General features: G+C 61.5%; 15 protein-coding genes. 5 read left to right on the forward strand and 10 right to left on the reverse strand.

Going from position 1 to position 17,762, the window contains the following annotated elements:
• Window positions 1–144 precede the first annotated feature (144 nt).
• From I5L79_RS08570 to xerD, 9 genes are all read right to left on the reverse strand, one after another.
• Entirely contained in the window at window positions 145–1,017 is an 873-nt protein-coding gene (locus I5L79_RS08570) for a nucleoside phosphorylase (RefSeq protein WP_196954623.1), read from the reverse strand.
• 163 nt (window positions 1,018–1,180) lie between these two features.
• Window positions 1,181–2,137 (reverse strand): oxygen-dependent tRNA uridine(34) hydroxylase TrhO, encoded by a 957-nt coding sequence (gene trhO, locus I5L79_RS08575; RefSeq protein WP_196954624.1) that lies wholly within the window; start codon window positions 2,135–2,137, stop codon window positions 1,181–1,183.
• Between the two features lie 96 nt (window positions 2,138–2,233).
• Window positions 2,234–2,866 (reverse strand): NeuD/PglB/VioB family sugar acetyltransferase, encoded by a 633-nt coding sequence (locus I5L79_RS08580; RefSeq protein ID WP_196954625.1) that lies wholly within the window; start codon window positions 2,864–2,866, stop codon window positions 2,234–2,236.
• A 338-nt stretch (window positions 2,867–3,204) separates the two neighbouring features.
• Window positions 3,205–4,488, reverse strand: coding sequence for a hypothetical protein (locus I5L79_RS08585; protein ID WP_196954626.1), 1,284 nt, complete (start codon window positions 4,486–4,488; stop codon window positions 3,205–3,207).
• On the reverse strand, window positions 4,485–5,777 hold the full coding sequence (locus tag I5L79_RS08590; RefSeq protein ID WP_196954627.1) for a DUF2851 family protein: 1,293 nt from the start codon (window positions 5,775–5,777) through the stop codon (window positions 4,485–4,487). The genes I5L79_RS08585 and I5L79_RS08590 overlap by 4 nt, the downstream gene beginning before the upstream one ends.
• Before the next feature lie 122 nt (window positions 5,778–5,899).
• Window positions 5,900–6,544, reverse strand: a complete 645-nt coding sequence (locus I5L79_RS08595) for a LolA family protein (protein WP_196954628.1) — start codon at window positions 6,542–6,544, stop codon at window positions 5,900–5,902.
• A gap of 136 nt (window positions 6,545–6,680) precedes the next feature.
• On the reverse strand, window positions 6,681–9,599 hold the full coding sequence (locus I5L79_RS08600) for an FtsK/SpoIIIE family DNA translocase (protein WP_196954629.1): 2,919 nt from the start codon (window positions 9,597–9,599) through the stop codon (window positions 6,681–6,683).
• A 103-nt stretch (window positions 9,600–9,702) separates the two neighbouring features.
• The gene (locus I5L79_RS08605; protein ID WP_196954630.1) at window positions 9,703–11,421 is read right to left on the reverse strand and encodes a DUF6044 family protein; all 1,719 of its coding nucleotides are present in this window, start codon (window positions 11,419–11,421) and stop codon (window positions 9,703–9,705) included.
• A 91-nt stretch (window positions 11,422–11,512) separates the two neighbouring features.
• Window positions 11,513–12,415 carry a site-specific tyrosine recombinase XerD gene (gene xerD, locus I5L79_RS08610; RefSeq protein WP_196954631.1) on the reverse strand — a complete coding sequence of 301 codons (903 nt, stop codon included), beginning with the start codon at window positions 12,413–12,415 and terminating at the stop codon, window positions 11,513–11,515.
• A gap of 279 nt (window positions 12,416–12,694) precedes the next feature.
• Here xerD and aroQ point away from each other — a divergent pair, with 279 nt between their 5' ends.
• The 5 genes from aroQ (at window position 12,695) to I5L79_RS08635 (ending at window position 16,323) form a co-directional block, all read left to right on the forward strand.
• Window positions 12,695–13,141 (forward strand): type II 3-dehydroquinate dehydratase, encoded by a 447-nt coding sequence (aroQ, locus tag I5L79_RS08615; protein WP_196954632.1) that lies wholly within the window; start codon window positions 12,695–12,697, stop codon window positions 13,139–13,141.
• 142 nt (window positions 13,142–13,283) lie between these two features.
• On the forward strand, window positions 13,284–14,348 hold the full coding sequence (locus I5L79_RS08620; RefSeq protein WP_196954633.1) for an aminotransferase class V-fold PLP-dependent enzyme: 1,065 nt from the start codon (window positions 13,284–13,286) through the stop codon (window positions 14,346–14,348).
• A 106-nt stretch (window positions 14,349–14,454) separates the two neighbouring features.
• Window positions 14,455–15,018 (forward strand): MarC family protein, encoded by a 564-nt coding sequence (locus I5L79_RS08625; RefSeq protein WP_196954634.1) that lies wholly within the window; start codon window positions 14,455–14,457, stop codon window positions 15,016–15,018.
• Window positions 15,019–15,137: 119 nt separating this feature from the next.
• Window positions 15,138–15,605, forward strand: a complete 468-nt coding sequence (rnhA, locus tag I5L79_RS08630) for a ribonuclease HI (protein WP_196954635.1) — start codon at window positions 15,138–15,140, stop codon at window positions 15,603–15,605.
• Entirely contained in the window at window positions 15,598–16,323 is a 726-nt protein-coding gene (locus I5L79_RS08635; protein WP_317191369.1) for a tRNA1(Val) (adenine(37)-N6)-methyltransferase, read from the forward strand. The genes rnhA and I5L79_RS08635 overlap by 8 nt, the downstream gene beginning before the upstream one ends.
• Here I5L79_RS08635 and I5L79_RS08640 read toward each other — a convergent pair.
• Window positions 16,286–17,674: a saccharopine dehydrogenase C-terminal domain-containing protein gene (locus tag I5L79_RS08640; protein WP_196954636.1), complete on the reverse strand. Its 1,389-nt coding sequence runs from the start codon at window positions 17,672–17,674 to the stop codon at window positions 16,286–16,288. The genes I5L79_RS08635 and I5L79_RS08640 overlap by 38 nt on opposite strands.
• Window positions 17,675–17,762: the final 88 nt, after the last annotated feature.

Raw genomic sequence — 17,762 nt, forward strand, 5'->3', positions numbered from 1 at the left:
GGACTTGTCGGATTACACGGATTTTTGGGCGGTTAAGACTCCCTACGACAATCGTTCAAAAACAAAAGGCCCCGCAGCGTGCGGGGCCTTTTTGTTGTTATCCTGAAAATGAGCCGTTCACAAAATCCGTGCTCATCCGTGGGCTTAGAGGCGGTCCAGGGTTTTCTGGATCAGGTCGTTGACAACCTGGTCGGCGTTGGTGGCAAACTCGCCGGTAGCACGGTTGGCTACAATAGCGTTCAGCGACACGACCTCGTGGCCCAGCATACGACCCAGGGCATAGTAGCCGGCCGTTTCCATTTCGAAGTTGGTGAGGCGGAATTCGCCCTCGGCACTATGATAGCGGAAGCGCTGGAACTGCTGAATCAGGTCGGGCATGCGCAGATCGAGGCGCAGCACGCGGCCCTGGGGGCCGTAGAAGCCGGGGCAGGTGAGCGTGTTGCCCGCTACCATGTCCGCGCCTAGCTGTTCGCGCAGCAAGTCGGAGCCGCGTACGCAGTACGGGCGGTACGGCAGCTGCAGAGCCTGCTGTACTCCGGCGCCCACTTCCACTTCCAGCCCGGTTTCTACCAGCGGATAAAACTGCATCAGCGAATCGAGGCCTACGCCGTGTTCCGAAACCAGGTGGGAGCCCAGCGGAATATCCTCCTGCAGGGCACCGCTGGTGCCTACGCGCACAATACGCAAAGCAATGCGCTCCTCCAGGGGCCGGGCTTCGCGGGTTACAAAGTCGATGTTGACCAGCGCATCCAACTCATTGAGCAGGATATCAATGTTATCGGTGCCCATGCCCGTGCTGATGACGGTAAGGCGCTTGCCCTTGTAGTAGCCCACGTGCGTTACAAATTCGCGCTTGTGGATCTGGGTTTCGATGGAATCGAAGTGCTGGCTGACCAGGGGCACGCGCTCCGGGTCGCCGACGGTGATAATGGTGTCGGAAATGTGGTCGGGCACGAGGTTCAGGTGATACACGCTGCCGTCGCGGTTCAAAATCAGCTCCGATTCGGGAATAGGCATGGGGAGGGCGGGGAATAGTGGGGAAACATTCGAGTTACGTATTACGGAGCAAGCGGCCAAAATGTGCGTACTTCTTTCCGCCGAGCCGTTGAAAGCCAGCCGTAAAAAATAATGGCCCAGCAGAAGCCGGGCCACCAGATGCGGGAAAACCTAAGCGGACGCGCTATTTCAGGGCTGGAGCCCGATACGAGAGCAGGCCCTGCTCGGGGTTGTAGTTGTTGCTGGCTTTGGGGTAGGCGCCGGTGCCGTCGTAGGGGCGCTTCTCCGGGTGCTGCTGGCAGACGGTGGAGCAAGCCCCGTCGAGCTGCTGGCCGCAGGCTTCGCACATGGCCACATGCAGGTTGCAGTGCGGGTTGGCGCAGTTGATCATGCGGGCTGAGGGCGTGTGGCAGTGGTGGCAGGTGGAAATGATGGTGGGGTTCACCGTATTCACGTCCACGGCTACGCGGCCATCAAACACGTAGCACTTGCCATCGAAATCCTCACCCCCGGCTTCCAGCCCGTATTTGATGATGCCCCCGTGCAGCTGGTACACGTTCTCGAAGCCCTGCTCCAGCAAAAACGCCGAGGCCTTTTCGCACTTGATGCCGCCGGTGCAGTAGGTCAGGATTTTCTTGTCCTTGTACTGCACCAGCTCCTCTACTTTCTCGGGAAACTCGCGGAAGTTCTCGATGTCCAGCGTCAGGGCATTCTTGAAGCGGCCGAGCTGGTGCTCATAGTCGGAGCGCACGTCCAGTATTACCACGTCGTCCTGGTCTTTCAGGTCGCGGAACTCGGTGGGCGATAAATGCACGCCCGTGCGCTCGTAAGGCTTGATGTGCGGCAACCCCACATGCACGATTTCGGGCTTCACGCGCACGTGCAGCTTCTGGAAGGTGTGCGCCGGGGCTTCTTCTACCTTGAACTCCAGGGCCGCGAAGCGCGGGTCAGCCTTTACCGTTTGCATGTACGCCTCACAGTCCGCCAACCGGCCCGAAACGGTGCCATTCAGCCCCTCGGGCGCCACAATGATACGGCCCAGCAGGTTCAGGCTCAGGCACAGCCTATGGTGCTCCTCCCGAAACAGCTCCGGATTCTCAATGGGCGTGTAGCAGTAATAAAGCAGAACGCGGTAGTCCATTTTTTGAATTAGTAATTAAGAATTAGCAATTAAGAATTTGAGAAAATCTGGCCCGCTGAACCGGATAATTACTAATTCCCAATTACTAATTACTAATTAAACTTTAGTGGCTGGGTTGCCGAACACGGTCTGGCCGGCGGGCACATCGGCCACTACGACGGAGCCGGCCCCTACGCGGGCTTTGGCCCCAATTTTCACTCCGGCCACCACCACCACGCCCGAGCCGATAAAGGCCTGCGCGCCCACCTCGACGCCCGCGTTGAGGATGGAGCCGGAACCCAGTTGCGCGTATTCGCCCACCTGCACCTTGGCTTCCACCACGGCATTGGGACCGATAATGCAGCCGTTTTCTACTTTGGCGGTGCTGGCAACCACGGCGTTGGCCCCTACCAGAATACCATGCCCCAGCCACGCGTGCTCCGATACACTGGCCCGGGCGTGAATGGCGTTGACGGGCGCTACGGTGTACTCCTCGTGCAGCATGCTGGTGAGGCTGCGGCGGCTGGCGGTATCATCGGTGGCCACGAACACTTCGCACTTCTTGCCCAGCAGCTTCAGGAGCTGAGCGTCGTCGGTATTGCCCATCACGGGCACGTCGTTGAGCTCGGTGTTCTGGAGGGCCTTGTCGTCGTCGAGCAGACAGTACACTACTACATCGTTGCTCTGGAAAGCGTCGAGGGCGGCCGTGCCGACGGTTTGGGCACCAAGAATGATTACGGGATTTTCCATGCGGAGGCAAACAGCGACACGAGGCCGCGGGTTTCTGAATTGCAAAGATACGCGCCTTTCGCAGGGCGGCCAAGCTGAGTGATGGTAGCAACTCCCCTGCTGCCAGGCTCAAGGCAACACCCGCACAGCAAAGCAGACACATAATCGTGTCATCTATTTTCAAGTTCTTCACAATAGATGACAAGTTGCCTGCAGAATGTGTCATCTATTTCGGAATCTTCGGAAATAGATGACACGCTGCGAAACCCCTACGGACCCGAAAGGACTTGCCTGACGGTTACACCCCGCTGGTTGGCCAGCCAATGGCTAGTACGCAGCATTGGCTCCTGCTGCTGGGTTTACCCCTGCCTCTTGGGCCAGGGCAGGCGCCGCAGCCACCGGGCCGCGTAGTCGTTCTGGAGCAGCAGCAGCAGCAGAAAAGGCAGAAACGACACCCGGTAGCGGTTGAGCGTGCCCAGGTTGGGCGTAGTAAGGCCGATGAGCAACGCCACCACCAGGCAGTAGAACAGCAGCAGCAGCACCAGCGCAAAAGGCAGCTGCCCGCCCCGGCCTCGCACGACGGCCCAGACACACGTGACCAGTACTACGAGCAGCACTATGTTTTCCAGGGCTGCCAGGAAATAGCGCGGGCTCACGCTTTCGGTCAGATAGGGACGCATCAATGCGTTGCCTACAGCCAGTGGAGCATACCGGCTTACGCTGGGCACCGTCGGCTCCAGCCCCGGATACTCAATGTGGGGGCGGCCGGCGGAGCGCGTCAGCAAACCGTTGTAGTTGCGCATCAGCTCCCTGGAGAATTTGGCGCCGGTGAAAACATGGCTCACGCGCCCGGCCATCAACACTCCTAGCCCCAGTATCACTACCAGCACCCCTACCTGCAGCCAGCGGCGCTGTAAGAGCCCGCGCCGCTGTCCTACTCGAATGAGCACCAGCACGGCCAGGGCCAGCAGCAGAAATACTGCGAAAAAGTACCGCATCTTCACTACCAGGAAGGTCAGCAGAAGCATGCCCAGCAACTGCCCTGGCCGCAAAGGCCGCTCCGTCTGGTAGCTGGCATCTACTACGAGGGCCAGAAGCCAGGCCGCCGCGCCTACCAGCAGGGCTTCCTTGGTGAGGCCGCTCGTCCAGAACACGACGCTGGGCCAGACGAGAAAAGCCACGGCCGCCGCGCTGGGGGTCGTGGCCGGAAACCGGCGGGCCAGCACCCGCACCAGCTGCCAGCTACCTATAAAGCTGAACAGGGAGACGTACAGGGCATTCAGCCAGACGATGCCAGCCGAGGCAAAATTCAGCAGGGAAAGCAGCTTGATGAAGAAGAGCGTGTTGGAAAGGCCGCGCGTAAGGAAGGTACGCTCGCCCAGGTGCAGGCTATCCTGCCCCAGCAGGCGCAGCCAGTCCTGCGTTTCGCGCCAGGCGTGGTCGTTCAGCCAGTTGCCCCACTGATGATACAGCGCCGCATCATAGGAGAGCATAATCACCGACGCCACCGTGGCCAGCAGTTTAAACGCCAGCGCCGGTCCGAGCCAGGCCCCCACAGCAGCATCCAGCCGCTGCTGCCACAGCCAGCGGCCCAGCCACAACAGCAGCAGACTATTTAGCCCGAGGGCCAGTAATACCTTCAAGACACCAACGGATTTTGGCGCAAAATACGATTCCCGATGGCACAGTGCAGGCAGCGACGCGGCTGGCAGTACTCCCGCTGCAGCGTAAGCAGCCCCTGGGAGTCGGCTGCCGACTTGTTCTGGAATCCCAGGGCCTCATAGGGCGCCAGCAGCCGGTTGTGTTCGGCCGGCAGCTGCGCCAGCAGGTTCACGGCTTCTTCCGCCAGTTCGGGCTGCCCCACGTGGCGGGCATAGGCTACGCGCAACGGCACTACCACGTTGCTGATGAGCAGGTGTACGCTGTCCCGGCCCAGCTCCGTGGTTTTGCCGGGCCTACCCGGCCGGTTGTGCGCGTGCCAGTAGTCGGCCAGCGGCACCCGGAAAAACGCTTCGAGCGTGGGCACGTCGGCCGCGGCCAGCAGGGCGGCAAACAGGGTGGGCCGGGCGTGCAGCAGTGCGGCCAGCTGCACCAGCCGGGCGGTGGGAAAGTTGGCGGGCCGCAGGCGCAGGAAGTTCCATTCATGGGCCTGAAGCGCCGTTTCGGCCAATTCGTATTTGTGCCGCAGGAAGCTGTACTCACGCACCAGCGCGGCCGTGTGGTCGTCCGAAGCGTCTATATCGGTCAGAAAACCGGCCTGCCCGAGCAGCAGCGCCTCGGCCTGCAGCAGCTGGTGGCGGTGGCGGCGCAGCACGGACAGCGACAGGGCTTTGGCCAGCCGGGTTAGCGGCTCGGTGTTCTTCTGAAAGCCGAAGCCAGCGGCCAGCGCGTGCCAGGTGGTGGCTTCCCAGTCGCCCAAAAGCTGCTCGTGCAGAGTCAGTACGGTGGCAGCTTTGCGCTCCGCCCGTTCAAGCAGGGCCCGCTCCACCATCGAAAGTCGCGTGATAACCGGCACCTGCGGCAGCAGGCCGGCGCAGGGCAGCGTGGCGGGCGGCGCGGCCAGCAGCGCCTGATAAGTGTGCAGCAGTTCCGGCCCCAGGCGCGGCCCCAGTTCCAGGGTCGGAATGAGCGTGCCGTCGGTGCGGCGCACGGGCTCATCGGCGGTATGTACCACGTGCAGGATTACCTGGTCGTAGCGCCGGTCGAGGTGGTGCTGGTGGCGGTGCCAGTCGGAGGCGCGCAGGTGAATTTCCACGGCTCCGTTCCATTCTACCTCCCCTATGCGGATGCGGGCATTGGGAAAGTCGGGGCCGGCATCCTGGTGGCGGAAGCCGGGGCGCAGCACCGTCAACTGCTCGCCATCCTGAGTTCGTAGGCTGGCTTTATCGAAATACTGCTGCTGCCAGACGTAGTGGAGAAAATCTTCCTGCATATCCTATTGACATTCTGCACGCTGATTACCAACGAAAAATAGCGCGCCAACTGACCAAAACCAAACCGGCCCGCCCCCGCTGGAGGCGGAAGCGGGCCGGGAAATTCGGCGGTAGTGGCAGCTTAGCGCAGGTCAATCACCTTCACGCCTTTGTACTTGGCTTTATCGAAGGTGAAGGTGGTGGCATCCACAGGCACGTTGGGCGTAAACTTGTTGATGCGGAAGGTGTAGCGGTTGCCGTTCTTCTTGAACATCTGCCAGCTTTTCACCGACTTATCCTTCTTGCTCACTTTCAGGCGAACCTTGAACACGGAGTTGTTGCGGTCCTCGGGCGAGAGTTCAATCACGTCGAAGGCCTCGCCGGCTTCCTTCACTTCCTCCACGTAGGAGTACTTATAGCCTTTCTTATAGAGGGTGTAAATCTGGGAAGGCGAAATTTCCTGGTCATCCGACTCGTAGTCGGAAATGTTCACCTCGTTTTCGGCCTTCATGTAGGTCCACATTGTCTGGCCGTTGTTGATGACCTCCTGGCCGTTCATTTTCAGCCGGAACTTCGTGCCGCTCACCGTGATGTCACCCGAGAGGTTTTCCTTTACCTTGGCGGTGGGGTTTTCCAGCGTCTGGGTGAATGAGGCCTTAAAGGCTTTCATGGCCTGGTACTTGGCGCTCATCTGATCCAGAATCTTGGTGGCTTTGGGGTCCTGCTGAGCCGAGGCAGCCGACGTGAGCGACAAGGACAAGGCCAGCAGGGCGAGAAACTTTTTCATTGCGAAAAGTAAGAGAGGAGGTTGTTGGCGAATTGGGGGCGAAGCGTAGTGCGCGGCGTATACGGACTTCGCTCCGCATACGGGTAAAACCAGACTAAAGCCCAAAGTTCTACCAAAAAAGCACAACGTTTCGCGCTTACTTCGGCAGGCTATTCAACAACTGTTCCAAACTGTACTCATCCGGAATTAAAACTTCCCGGGCCTTACTGCCCTCAAACGGCCCCACAATGCCGGCGTGCTCCAGCTGGTCGATGAGGCGGCCGGCGCGGTTGTAGCCCAGCTTGAGGCGGCGCTGCAGCAGCGAGGTACTGCCCTGCTGGTGCGTAACGATGACGCGGGCAGCCTCCTCAAACATCGAGTCGCGCTGGGCGGGGTCGAAGTCCTCCGCGTCGCCGCTGCCGGCCCCGCTTTCCCCGGCTACTTCGGGCAGCAGGTAGGCATCGGGGTAGCCCTGCTGCTCGCTGATAAAGTCGCACACGCGGTCAACTTCCGGCGTGTCAATAAAGGCGCACTGCACCCGAATCAGGTCGGAGCCCGCCGAGAACAGCATGTCGCCCTGACCTACCAGCTGGTCGGCTCCGCCGGTATCCAGGATGGTGCGCGAGTCGATTTTGCTCGTCACCTTAAAGGAAATCCGACAAGGGAAGTTGGCCTTGATGATACCGGTAATAACGTTGACCGACGGGCGCTGGGTGGCCACAATCAGGTGAATGCCGATGGCGCGGGCCAACTGGGCCAGGCGGGCAATGGGCGTTTCCACCTCTTTGCCGGCCGTCATCATCAGGTCGGCCAGCTCGTCAATCACCAGCACAATAAAGGGCATGAAGCGGTGGCCTTTCTTGGGGTTCAGCCGGCGCTCAATGAACTTGCGGTTGTACTCCTTGAGGTTGCGGCAGCCGGCGTCCTTCAGCAGGTCGTAGCGCTTGTCCATCTCCATGCACAGGGAGTTGAGCGTGTTCACCACCTTTTTGGTGTCGGTGATGATGGCCTCCTCGGTATCGGGCAGCTTGGCCAGGAAGTGGCGCTCAATCTTGTTGAAGATACTCAGTTCCACCTTCTTAGGGTCGACGAGCACGAACTTGAGCTGGGCGGGGTGGCGCTTGTAGAGCAAGGAGGCCAGAATCACGTTCAAGCCTACCGACTTACCCTGGCCCGTGGCCCCAGCCATCAGCAGGTGGGGCATTTTGGCCAGGTCGGCCACGAATACCTCGTTGGTGATGGTGCGCCCGAAGGCAATGGGCAGGTCCATTTCGGTGTGCGCAAACTTCTCGGTGGCGAAAACCGAGCGGATGCTCACCATCTCCTTCTTCGTGTTCGGCACCTCAATACCGATGGTGCCTTTGCCCGGAATAGGCGCGATGATGCGAATACCCAGCGCGGCCAGACTCAGAGCAATATCGTCTTCCAGGCTCTTGATTTTGCTGATGCGCACCCCGGCGTCCGGCACGATTTCGTAGAGCGTGACGGTAGGCCCGATGGTGGCCTTGATGCTGGCGATGCTGATGCCGTAGTGGCCCAGCGTTTCTACAATGCGGTCTTTGTTGGCTTCCAGCTCTTCCTTGCTGACCTGGGCTTTGGCCTGGCCGTAGTCGTTGAGCAGCTCCAGCGTGGGGTATTGGTAGCGCGAGAGGTCCAGCGTGGGGTCGTAGTTCACGTTGGGCATGGCGTCGGCATCCTCGTCCTCATCGGCAATGGCGGCCATATCGGCGCCGGCGGCGGGGTCCAGTTCGCCGTTATCCCGGTCGATTTCCAGCGGGGGCGCGGCCACAGGTATTTCCACTTCAAACGACGGGCCTTTGGCCACGGGCACTGCGGCCGGCAGGGGCGCGTCGTTGTCGGCCAGGTCGGCCATAGAAAGCGGGGTAGGCACACGGGCCGGCACGGGCGGGGCTACCGGTTCGGCAGCCGGCGCCTCAATGGAGAATGCTGGGCCGGCAGCTGCCGCGCCACCCATCTTCAATGCAGCCGAGGCTGCCGCCGTAGCAGCCGAAGCAGCTACCGGGGCTACCGTGAGGGGTACGGCGGCCGGAACGGCCGGAGCTGCTACGGAGCCACTGGTCAGGAATGGGGCGTCGGGCTCATCTTCTTCGTCTTCCTCAGCGGTTAGCGGTGCGGGGGGCGTTGGAGCCGGAGCAGCCAATGGGCCTACGCGCTTGAGTGTCATGGCCGGGGCCGCGGGCTCGTCGTCCTCGGACTCCAGCGTGGCCGCAGGGTTGGCGGCGTGGTTGACGCCCAAGCCGGCGCGACCGTACTCAGGCGCCAGGGGTTGGGCTGCGTCTTCCTCATTGTCGGGGCGGCGCAGGTTCAGCGTGGTCACGTTGAAAAAGAACACCACGAAGGAAATCAGCAGGAAGGCCAGCAGCAGCACCGTACCCCAGCCAATGAGGCTGTCGAGCCAGAGGGCCGCTTCGTAGCCGATACCACCGCTCAGAAAGTCGAGGCTGTGGGCCAGGGCGGGGTCGGCATCGGGCGCTTCCAGGGAAAGCACCACGTAGCCCAGCAGCACGCTCAGCCAGCCCATCGTGAACAGGCATAAGGCCAGCACGTAGCTCACCGACACATCATCGCGCCGGAATACAATCTTGTAGCCGAGGAAGAAGACGATGGGAATTACGGCAAAGGCCGCAACCCCGAAGCCCCGGTAAATCAGCCACTGGGCCAGCGTGGCCCCGATGAGGCCCAGCCAGTTGCCGGTTTCCTGGCCGGCTTCCTTCAGGGGCGTAGTGCCGGCGCTCTGCACCACGCTCTGGTCGGCCTGGCCCGTGAACAGGAACGAGAGGAAGGCAATAGTGAGGTAGATGGATGCGAGCAGGAAGAAGAAGCCCAGGAACAGCTGAAAGCGCCGGTCGCGCAAAAAGCCGAATACGTTGCCCAGGGAAGGCAGCTTAACAGGCTGACGCGGAGCCTTGGGGGCCTTAGCGGCGGGCCGGGGCTCGGGGCGGCGCGGCTCCCGGGGGGCCTCGGGGCCGGGGCGCGGCTGGTTGCGCGGGGGCCGGGGAGCATTGGCCGCCGGAGGGGCCGGCGCGGCGGGTTGTTTGTATGTATTTTTAGCCATTCGAAATCACACCTGAAAATCAAATCTACGGCTTTTCCGGCGTTAAACCGGCTATTCGGCCGTGGGAGTAAGCTGCCTTTTCCGGCCCCACCCCTGCCCTCTTCTACGGGCATATCGGCGCTACTTCGTACACAAACAAGTGCCAGTAGGCGGCCGGATCGGCAAAGTCTCCAACGAGTTGCAGGCCGCTGCGCGCCGGCCGGACCAGCGCCACCGCCGACACCACGTAGCGTCCGCCCAGCCCGCGGAAAGCTGCCGCATCGAAGGCAAAATTTTGCAAGGGCGGATGCTGGCCAGCTCCTACCCGAAAGTTTTTACCCAGCTCAGCGGCCATAAGGTAACAACGGTTGCCCCAGGCATCAAAGTACGTGCGCAACAGCTCATCTTTGGCCAGCTCGCCCGCTACTACCATCCTGAACTGATGCTTATAAGGCAGCGGGTAGTTGTTCTGGTAGCTGTCGAGGGTACTGAAGCCGTTGAGCTGAGCAACGGCGGGCGGCAAGCCCAGGCAGGCTACACGGTACTGCGCGGGCCGTAGGCCACTCTGGCGCTGAATGCTATGGGCTACCCGGGAAAACAGCCGCGGAGCTACAAACTGCTGGTAGTTCGGCTCGGTAGCTACCGGCTGGCCCAGCAGCTGCCGCAGGTTCAGGGTCCATTCGCGATTCATTACCAGTACCACGAGTAGTTGTGCAGCTACCAGCACCGCACGTTGCCAGCCGGCCGGCAACGTGCGCAAGGCCAGCACCCACACCACCAGCCAAAGCAAGGGCGTGAGGAAGTGAAACCGGCTGAGGTTGAAGGTGCGCAGCGGCGGCACCGCCTCCTGGGCCACGCGCAGAAACGACAGATAAAACCCGCCAAATACTGCCAGTACCAGCAACACACCCAGCAGCCCCACCACCAACCGCCCTGGGAAAGCCCGGTCCCGTCGGCGCGCCTGCCACCAGGCCAGCGGCAGAGTCAGGAGCATAACTCCCCGAAAAAACAAACTGCTGTGGTACTGGCCCAGCATGGCTAGCTGCACGGTGCTGCGCACCTGCGTGGCCAGCGTGGCGGGTGCCAGCTGCAGCAGATCAAACTCCACGCGGTGAGGCACGAACTGGTGGGAAAGCAGCGAGTAGAGCAGCGGAAACTCCACCACGGCCGAACTCAGTGCCAGTAGCCCCACCCCCATCCAGGCACGCCAGCTCAGGCGGCGCTGGAGCCAGTCGGCACCGGCCAGATAGGCAGCCGCGCCCGCCAGCACAAACACGCCCGCCAGCACCAGCGACGACCACAGCGGAAATAAGAGCAGCACCAGCCAGGGCCACCCCGTCCGCCCGCTCAGGCGCAGCTCGCGCAGGGCCAGCAGCACCGTCGGCTGCCCCAACACCGACACTCCGTAGATGGAATAAACTGGCAGCAGCGCCCATACCAGCGCCACAGCAGCGGCCAGCTTACGCTGATCTGACGCGGGCAGCAGCCAGCGGCGCAGCAGGGCATACATGCCAAGCAGGCCGGCCAGGCGCACCAGCACCATATTCAGCAGGTAGGCCGGCAATGGCGGCAGCAGCTCAAAGCATGCTACTGTTAAGCTTAAGCCCGGCCGCAGGGCGTTGCGCGGCAGCCCGTTCATGATCTGGGGCACCACAGTTTGCGCCCCGTAATCCAGGGCTGTGTTGGTGCGGGCCAGCAGGTAAGGTACCGAGACTTCCGCGTCCAGATTGTCGTCGATGGTGATGTAGCTCTCGGGGCCAAGCACCAGCAATGGAAGCAGCAATACGCCCAGCGCCGCCAGCGCCCACAGCAGCGGCGAGGATTTTAAACGACGAAAAAGCAAACTTGAAGACAGAAACACGGCCGTAAAAATAGCGCTTCACTGCCCCCAACCTATGGCCCAGGTTATTCCTCGCTGCGACCGTAATGCCCGCTTAGCTGCGGGGGTGAAACTCCGTAATAACCTGACGCAGGTAGTCCCGGTCGAGGTGGGTGTAGATTTCGGTGGTGGTAATGCTTTCGTGGCCCAGCATTTCCTGCACGGCACGCAGGTCGGCGCCGCCCTCGATGAGGTGGGTGGCGAAGGAGTGGCGGAACGTGTGCGGGCTGATGCTCTTGCGCACTCCGGCTTTGTCGGCCGCGGCTTTAATGATGTTGAAGATCATGACGCGCGAGAGTTTCGTGCCGCGCTTGTTTAGGAACACGTGGTCTTCATGGCCGGGCTGAATGTCGAGGTGGCAGCGCACTCCGCTCAGATAGAAGCCCAGGTGCTTGAGGGCGTCGCCGCCGATGGGCACGAGCCGCTCCTTGTTGCCCTTGCCCGTCACCCGCACGAATCCTTCCTCGGCGTACACGTTGGAAAGGCGCAGCTCCGTCAGCTCGCTCACGCGAAGGCCGGAGGAATACAGCACTTCCAGAATGGCGCGGTTGCGGGTGCCTTCGTTGGTGCTCATGTCGATTGACTCCAGCAGCTGCACTATCTCCTGGTAGCTCAGTGTATCGGGCAGCTTGCGGCCGGTTTTGGGGGCCTCCAGCGTGTCGGTGGGGTCGATGCTGAGTTGGTCTTCCATGATTAGGAAGTGGAAGAATGCCTTCAGGCCCGAGAGGGTGCGGGCCTGGGAGGTGGCGCTCAGCTCCAGCTCACCCAGCCAGACCAGAAACTCGCGCAGCAGCTCCGGCCCGATTTCCTGCGGCCGCACACTGAGCTGGCGCAAAGCCAGAAACTGCCGCAGCTTCTGCACGTCGCGGCTGTACGCCTCCACGGAGTTGCCCGACAAAGACTTTTCCAGCCGTAGGTAACCGTCGAACTGCTTTTGGTAGATGGGCCAGGTGGACATAATGATTTGTGCCTAGTGCTTAAGGGAGAATTGTCAGGCTGCGCTTGGCGTAGCGTCACGTTCCGGACAGATTCCTGGCAATGCGTAGACTTCCTGCAAACGAAAGAATTCTGCCACGGAAACTTTGCCGCCACAAGGTAAGGAAGCGTACTTTGGCGGGCAGTAAGCGAATAGGCTACCAGACTGTTTTATGATCAGACAGTTTGTCTTTGGTCTACCTCAACCCGCTGCTGCCCGCCACTCAAGCACCAGACACGACGCACTAAGCACTATTTATCCATGCAAATTCTTCTGCTCAACGGCCCCAACCTCAACCTGCTGGGCCACCGCGAGCCGGGCATCTACGGCTCCCGCTCCTTCGATGACTACCTGCCCGAGCTGCGCGAAGCCTTTCCGCACCTCACCCTCGAATACTTCCAGAGCAACCACGAAGGCGCGCTCATCGATAAGCTGCACGAAGTGGGCTTCACCTACCACGGCGTGGTCCTGAACGCGGGCGGCTTCACGCACACCAGCGTGGCCCTGGCCGATGCCGTGGCCGCCATCAACACGCCCGTGGTGGAAGTACACTTGAGCAACCTGCACGCCCGCGAGGAGTTCCGCCAGAAAAGCCTCATCGGCCGCAACTGCGTGGGTTCCATTGCCGGCTTCAAGCTCGAAAGCTACAAGCTAGCCCTGCACTACTTCGACGGCCTGCGCCCCAAGCGCGTGGGGTTTAAGGTGTGAGATGAATGTGGCAAATGTGATAAATGGGCAGAGACATTAATTGGTCGTTGCATCCATCACTTCTTACATTCTTCCACCTTTCTCACATTTTCCACATTATCTACCTCCTACCTTTGCCTTTCTTCTTCTGACTTCCTCACCTATGTATACTTTCAATCCCGGGCCGTCGGCCGTTTACCCGCAGGTGCGCCAGTATCTGCAGGATGCCTTTGACGAGGGCTGGCTTTCGGCCCCGCACCGCGGGGAGCGGTTCACTACCCTGCTGCGCCAGACGGTAACCGATCTGAAAACCCGCCTCAACGTACCTCAGGACTACACTTTGTTTCTGATGGGCTCGGCCACCGAGTGCTGGGAGGTGCTCACCCAAAGCCTCACGCCCACCAAAAGCCTGCACATCTACAACGGCGCGTTTGGCGAGAAGTGGTTTGAATATGCCAAGGCTCTGCGGCCGGCTTCCTCGGCCGTTACCTTCGGGCTGGACGAGCTGCCCGAAATCAGCAAGCTGCCCCTGGACGCGCAAACCGACCTAGTGTGCATCACCCAGAATGAAACCAGCAATGCCACCCAGCTGCGCGACGGGTTCATCCTGAACCTGTTCAACCGCCTTCCCGGCAACGCGCTGTTAGCCGTGGATGCCACTTCCTCGCTGGCCGGCATTCAGCTTAAGTACATCAAGGCCGATATCTGGTACGGCTCGGTGCAGAAGTGCTTCGGGCTGCCGGCGGGTTTGTCGGTGATGCTGCTCTCGCCCCGGGCGGTGGAGCGTTTCCGCAAAATCAACGAGCGGGCGCACTACAACAGCCTCGTGCATCAGTACGAGAAAATGCTGAACTATCAGACGAACTACACGCCTAACGTGCTGGGCATCTACCTACTAAGCCGCATGTTGCAGGAGCGTGCGCCCATCAAGGCCGTGCACCAGCACCTCACGGAGCGGGCCGCCAAGCTCTACGACTACTTCGACCAAGCCACCCAGCTTACCCCGCTGGTAATGAACCCCGAGACGCGCTCCACCACCGTCATCGGCCTGCAGGGCGCGCCCGCGCTGATTGATGAGGTGAAGCGCCGCGCCCTGGCCCAGGGCCTGCAGCTCGGCAACGGCTACGGCAGCTGGAAGTCCGGCTCCCTGCGCATCGCCAACTTCCCCGCCATTCCCGACGAAGCCTTCGAGCAGCTGGTGCAGTTTTTCGCCAAGGAATTTGCCTGATCCAAGGGTGAATTTGTGAAAGGTGAAGTTGTGAAAGGTCTGAGAGTGTCGGCCAAAATTCCATTTTCTCCTTCACAATTTCACTTTTCACAACTTCACCTTTGCCATGTTCAGCCTGAAAGAAATTACGTCCGTCACGCTCACGCTGTTTGCCATCATTGATATTCTGGGCTCCATCCCGATTATCATTCAGATCCGGCAGCGCGAGGGGCGCATTCGCTCCGAGGTGGCCACGCTGGTGGCGGGCGTGCTGATGGTGGCGTTTCTGTTTCTGGGGCAAAGCATTCTGGCGCTGTTCAGCGTGGATCTGCAGTCGTTTGCGCTGGCGGGCTCTATCATCATCTTCCTCATCGGCATGGAAATGATTCTGGGTGTGGAGCTGTTTCGGCACAATCCTACGGCCTCCGGCACCGGCTCCATCGTGCCGCTGGCTTTCCCGCTCATCGTGGGGGCCGGCACCATGACTACGCTGCTGTCCCTGCGGGCAGTGTACTCCCTGCCCAACGTGCTGGTGGGCATCGTGGCCAACCTCGTGTTTGTGTACCTGGTGCTGCGCAGCTCGGCCTGGATTGAGCGCAAGCTGGGCAAAGCCGGCGAAGACATTCTGCGCCGCGTGTTCGGCGTCATCCTGCTGGCCATTGCCATCAAGCTGTTCAAGCAAAACTTTTAACTGAACGGGACTTGGGGTCTTAGGGTCTTGGGGGCTTGGTTTGACGTGCAACAACACGTTGTTTTTCGGAACATCAAACTACATCCCCAAGTCCCTTAGTCCCCAAGTCCCCAACCACCATGATTTACCTTTTTACCGATGGCTCTTCGCGGGGCAACCCGGGACCGGGGGGCTACGGCGCCATCCTGCGCTTTGGCCAGCACGAGAAAGAGCTGACCGAGGGCTTCCGCCTCACCACCAACAACCGCATGGAGCTGCTGGCCGTGATTGTGGGCCTGGAAGCCATTACGCGCCCCGAGCTGCCCATCACCGTCGTCACGGATTCCAAGTACGTGGTGGATGCCGTGGAAAAGCGCTGGGTGTTTGGCTGGGCGCAGAAACCCGACTTCGGCAAAAAAGCCAATGAGGACTTGTGGCGGCGCTTTCTGAAAATCTACCGCCAGCGCAACGTGCAGTTTCGCTGGGTGCGCGGCCACAACGGCCACCCCGAAAATGAGCGGTGCGACCAGCTGGCTGTGCGCAGCGCCACCCAGGGCCGGCTGCTCATCGACGAAGGCTACGAGCTGATTGAAGCCGCCCGTGGCTAACGACTTTTTCCAGTTCAAGCAGTTCCGCATCGAGCAGGCCGCGTGCGGCATGAAAGTCAGTACCGATGCCTGCGTGCTGGGGGCAGTGGCCGACGTGGCCGGGGCCCGACGAATCCTGGATATTGGCACTGGCACCGGTCTGCTGGCTTTGATGACCGCTCAGCGCAATCCCGCCGCGCAGATTGAGGCCGTGGAGTTGGAGCCGCTGGCCGCCGCCCAGGCCGCCCGCAACGTAGAAGCCAGCCCCTGGTCCGACCGGATACGCATCCACGCCCGGAGCCTGGCCGACTTTGCCGCCACCCACCCCGCCGTCTTCGACCATATTCTCTGCAACCCGCCGTTCTTCCGCCAGTCGCTCCGCTCGCCCGATGCCCGGCGCACCACGGCCCGCCACTCCGCCGAGGACACGCTCAGCTTCGCGGAGCTGGCCGGGTTTGCCGCCGCCCACCTCACGCCCACTGGCCGCCTCACGGTGCTGCTGCCGTCCCCGGAAATGCAGGAGTTTGCGCAACTCGCTCACCATGCTGGCCTTTACCCTGCCACCCGGCTGGTACTACGCCACCGCGCCGGCAGCAAGCCGCTACGCCACATCACCGCCTTCAGTTTGACAAGCCAGCCGGTGCAGGAAACGGAACTAATAATTCGTACTACACACGACGACAACGAGTACTCGGCCGAATTCAGGACGCTGCTACGGCCGTTCTACCTGGCACTGTAGCCGGCGCACTCACGCCGGTTTCTTCCACGAAGCGGATGCCGTAGTCCTGGGCCAGCTCTGCCAGAATGGGCTCGTATAGGTCGGCGTGAGTGGGAATGACCACGCCCCGGTGCTGCACCTCGCCCCGCGCCAGCCGCCGCACAGCCATGCCCAGCGGCAGGCCTACGGTTTTGGCCATAGCCGTATGCACGGCATCATCGCCCAGCACTACCAACGACGAGGTGTGCCAGTAGCTTTGGCCGGCCAGCTCGTAGGCAAACAGGTGTTGCATCACAATCATATCGTGGTCCTGGGGCTGCAGAGCCCACTTTTCCGTGAGCAGCAGTTCCAGCAGCTGGGCGGGCGTGGCGTCGGCCAGGCCCACGGGTTGGTCGGTGAAGATGCCCAGCCAACGCAGGCGCTGCATTTCTTCCCCGTCGGCGGCCAGGCCCAGGTAGGCGGCGCAGCGGGCGGCAATGTCGGTTTCGGTGGAAGCTGTCGGCAGATACGACGCTATCAGCGCCTGCCAGGGCATATCGGCGGCGTTGGCCAGATGCACCGCGTCGTCGGTGAGGCCCAGCCGCACCAGCGCGTGCCAGGCGGCGCAGTAGCCAGGGCGGCGCAGGGTGCCGCGCAGGATGGTCGGTATATCGTCCAGGCCATAGGGCTGACGGTAGCTGAGTGAGTCACGGTTGGCGTACCCGTCGAAGGCGCCGTAGCCGGGCACCTGCAGCTGCTCGGTGCGGCCAAACAGGTGCTGATAGGGAATGTAGCGCGGGTGGCCGTTTTCGAGGTATTTGGCGGTGCTTTGCCCGGCCAGCACCACGTTGCGCGGGTTCCAGGTGAACTTGTACTTCCACGGATTGTCGCCCTCCGAATCGGGGGCCAGCAGCCCGCCGCAGTACGACTTAAACGAGGTAAGCTTCCCGCCCTGCGCACGGATGTGTTCAATCACCTGCATGGCCGACATGTGGTCGAGGCCGGGGTCGAGGCCGCACTCCATCAGCAGGGTGATGCCCGCCGCCCGGGCCTCGGCGTCGAAGGCGCGGATTTCAGGACTCACGTAGCTGGCCGTGGCCAGGTGCCGTCCGTGGCGCACGCAGGCCTGGGCCACTACCGGATGAAACAAAGCCGGCATCATCGACACCACGATATCCGCCACCAGTACTAGAGCGTCCAGCAAAGCCGCATCCGCAATTTCGAAGGCCACGGCCCGCGCATAGGCCTGGTGCGGCGCCAACAGCGTATGCAGGGCGGCGGGATTGACGTCGCCAATGGTCAGCTGCCAGTTTTCCTGGGGGGCGTGGCGCAGCAGGTACTGAATAAGGGAGGAGGCCGAGCGGCCGGCGCCGAGCAACAGAATGCGGGTCATGAAGGGGGCGGAAGGTGAGGGCGGCGCGTACGGGTGCCGCCCGGGGTGGGAATCAGGGGTCAAGTATCGGAAAAAACTCCTGAACCCT

Origin of the sequence: Hymenobacter guriensis (genome assembly GCF_015773195.1) — a bacterium.
GTDB lineage: Bacteria > Bacteroidota > Bacteroidia > Cytophagales > Hymenobacteraceae > Hymenobacter > Hymenobacter guriensis.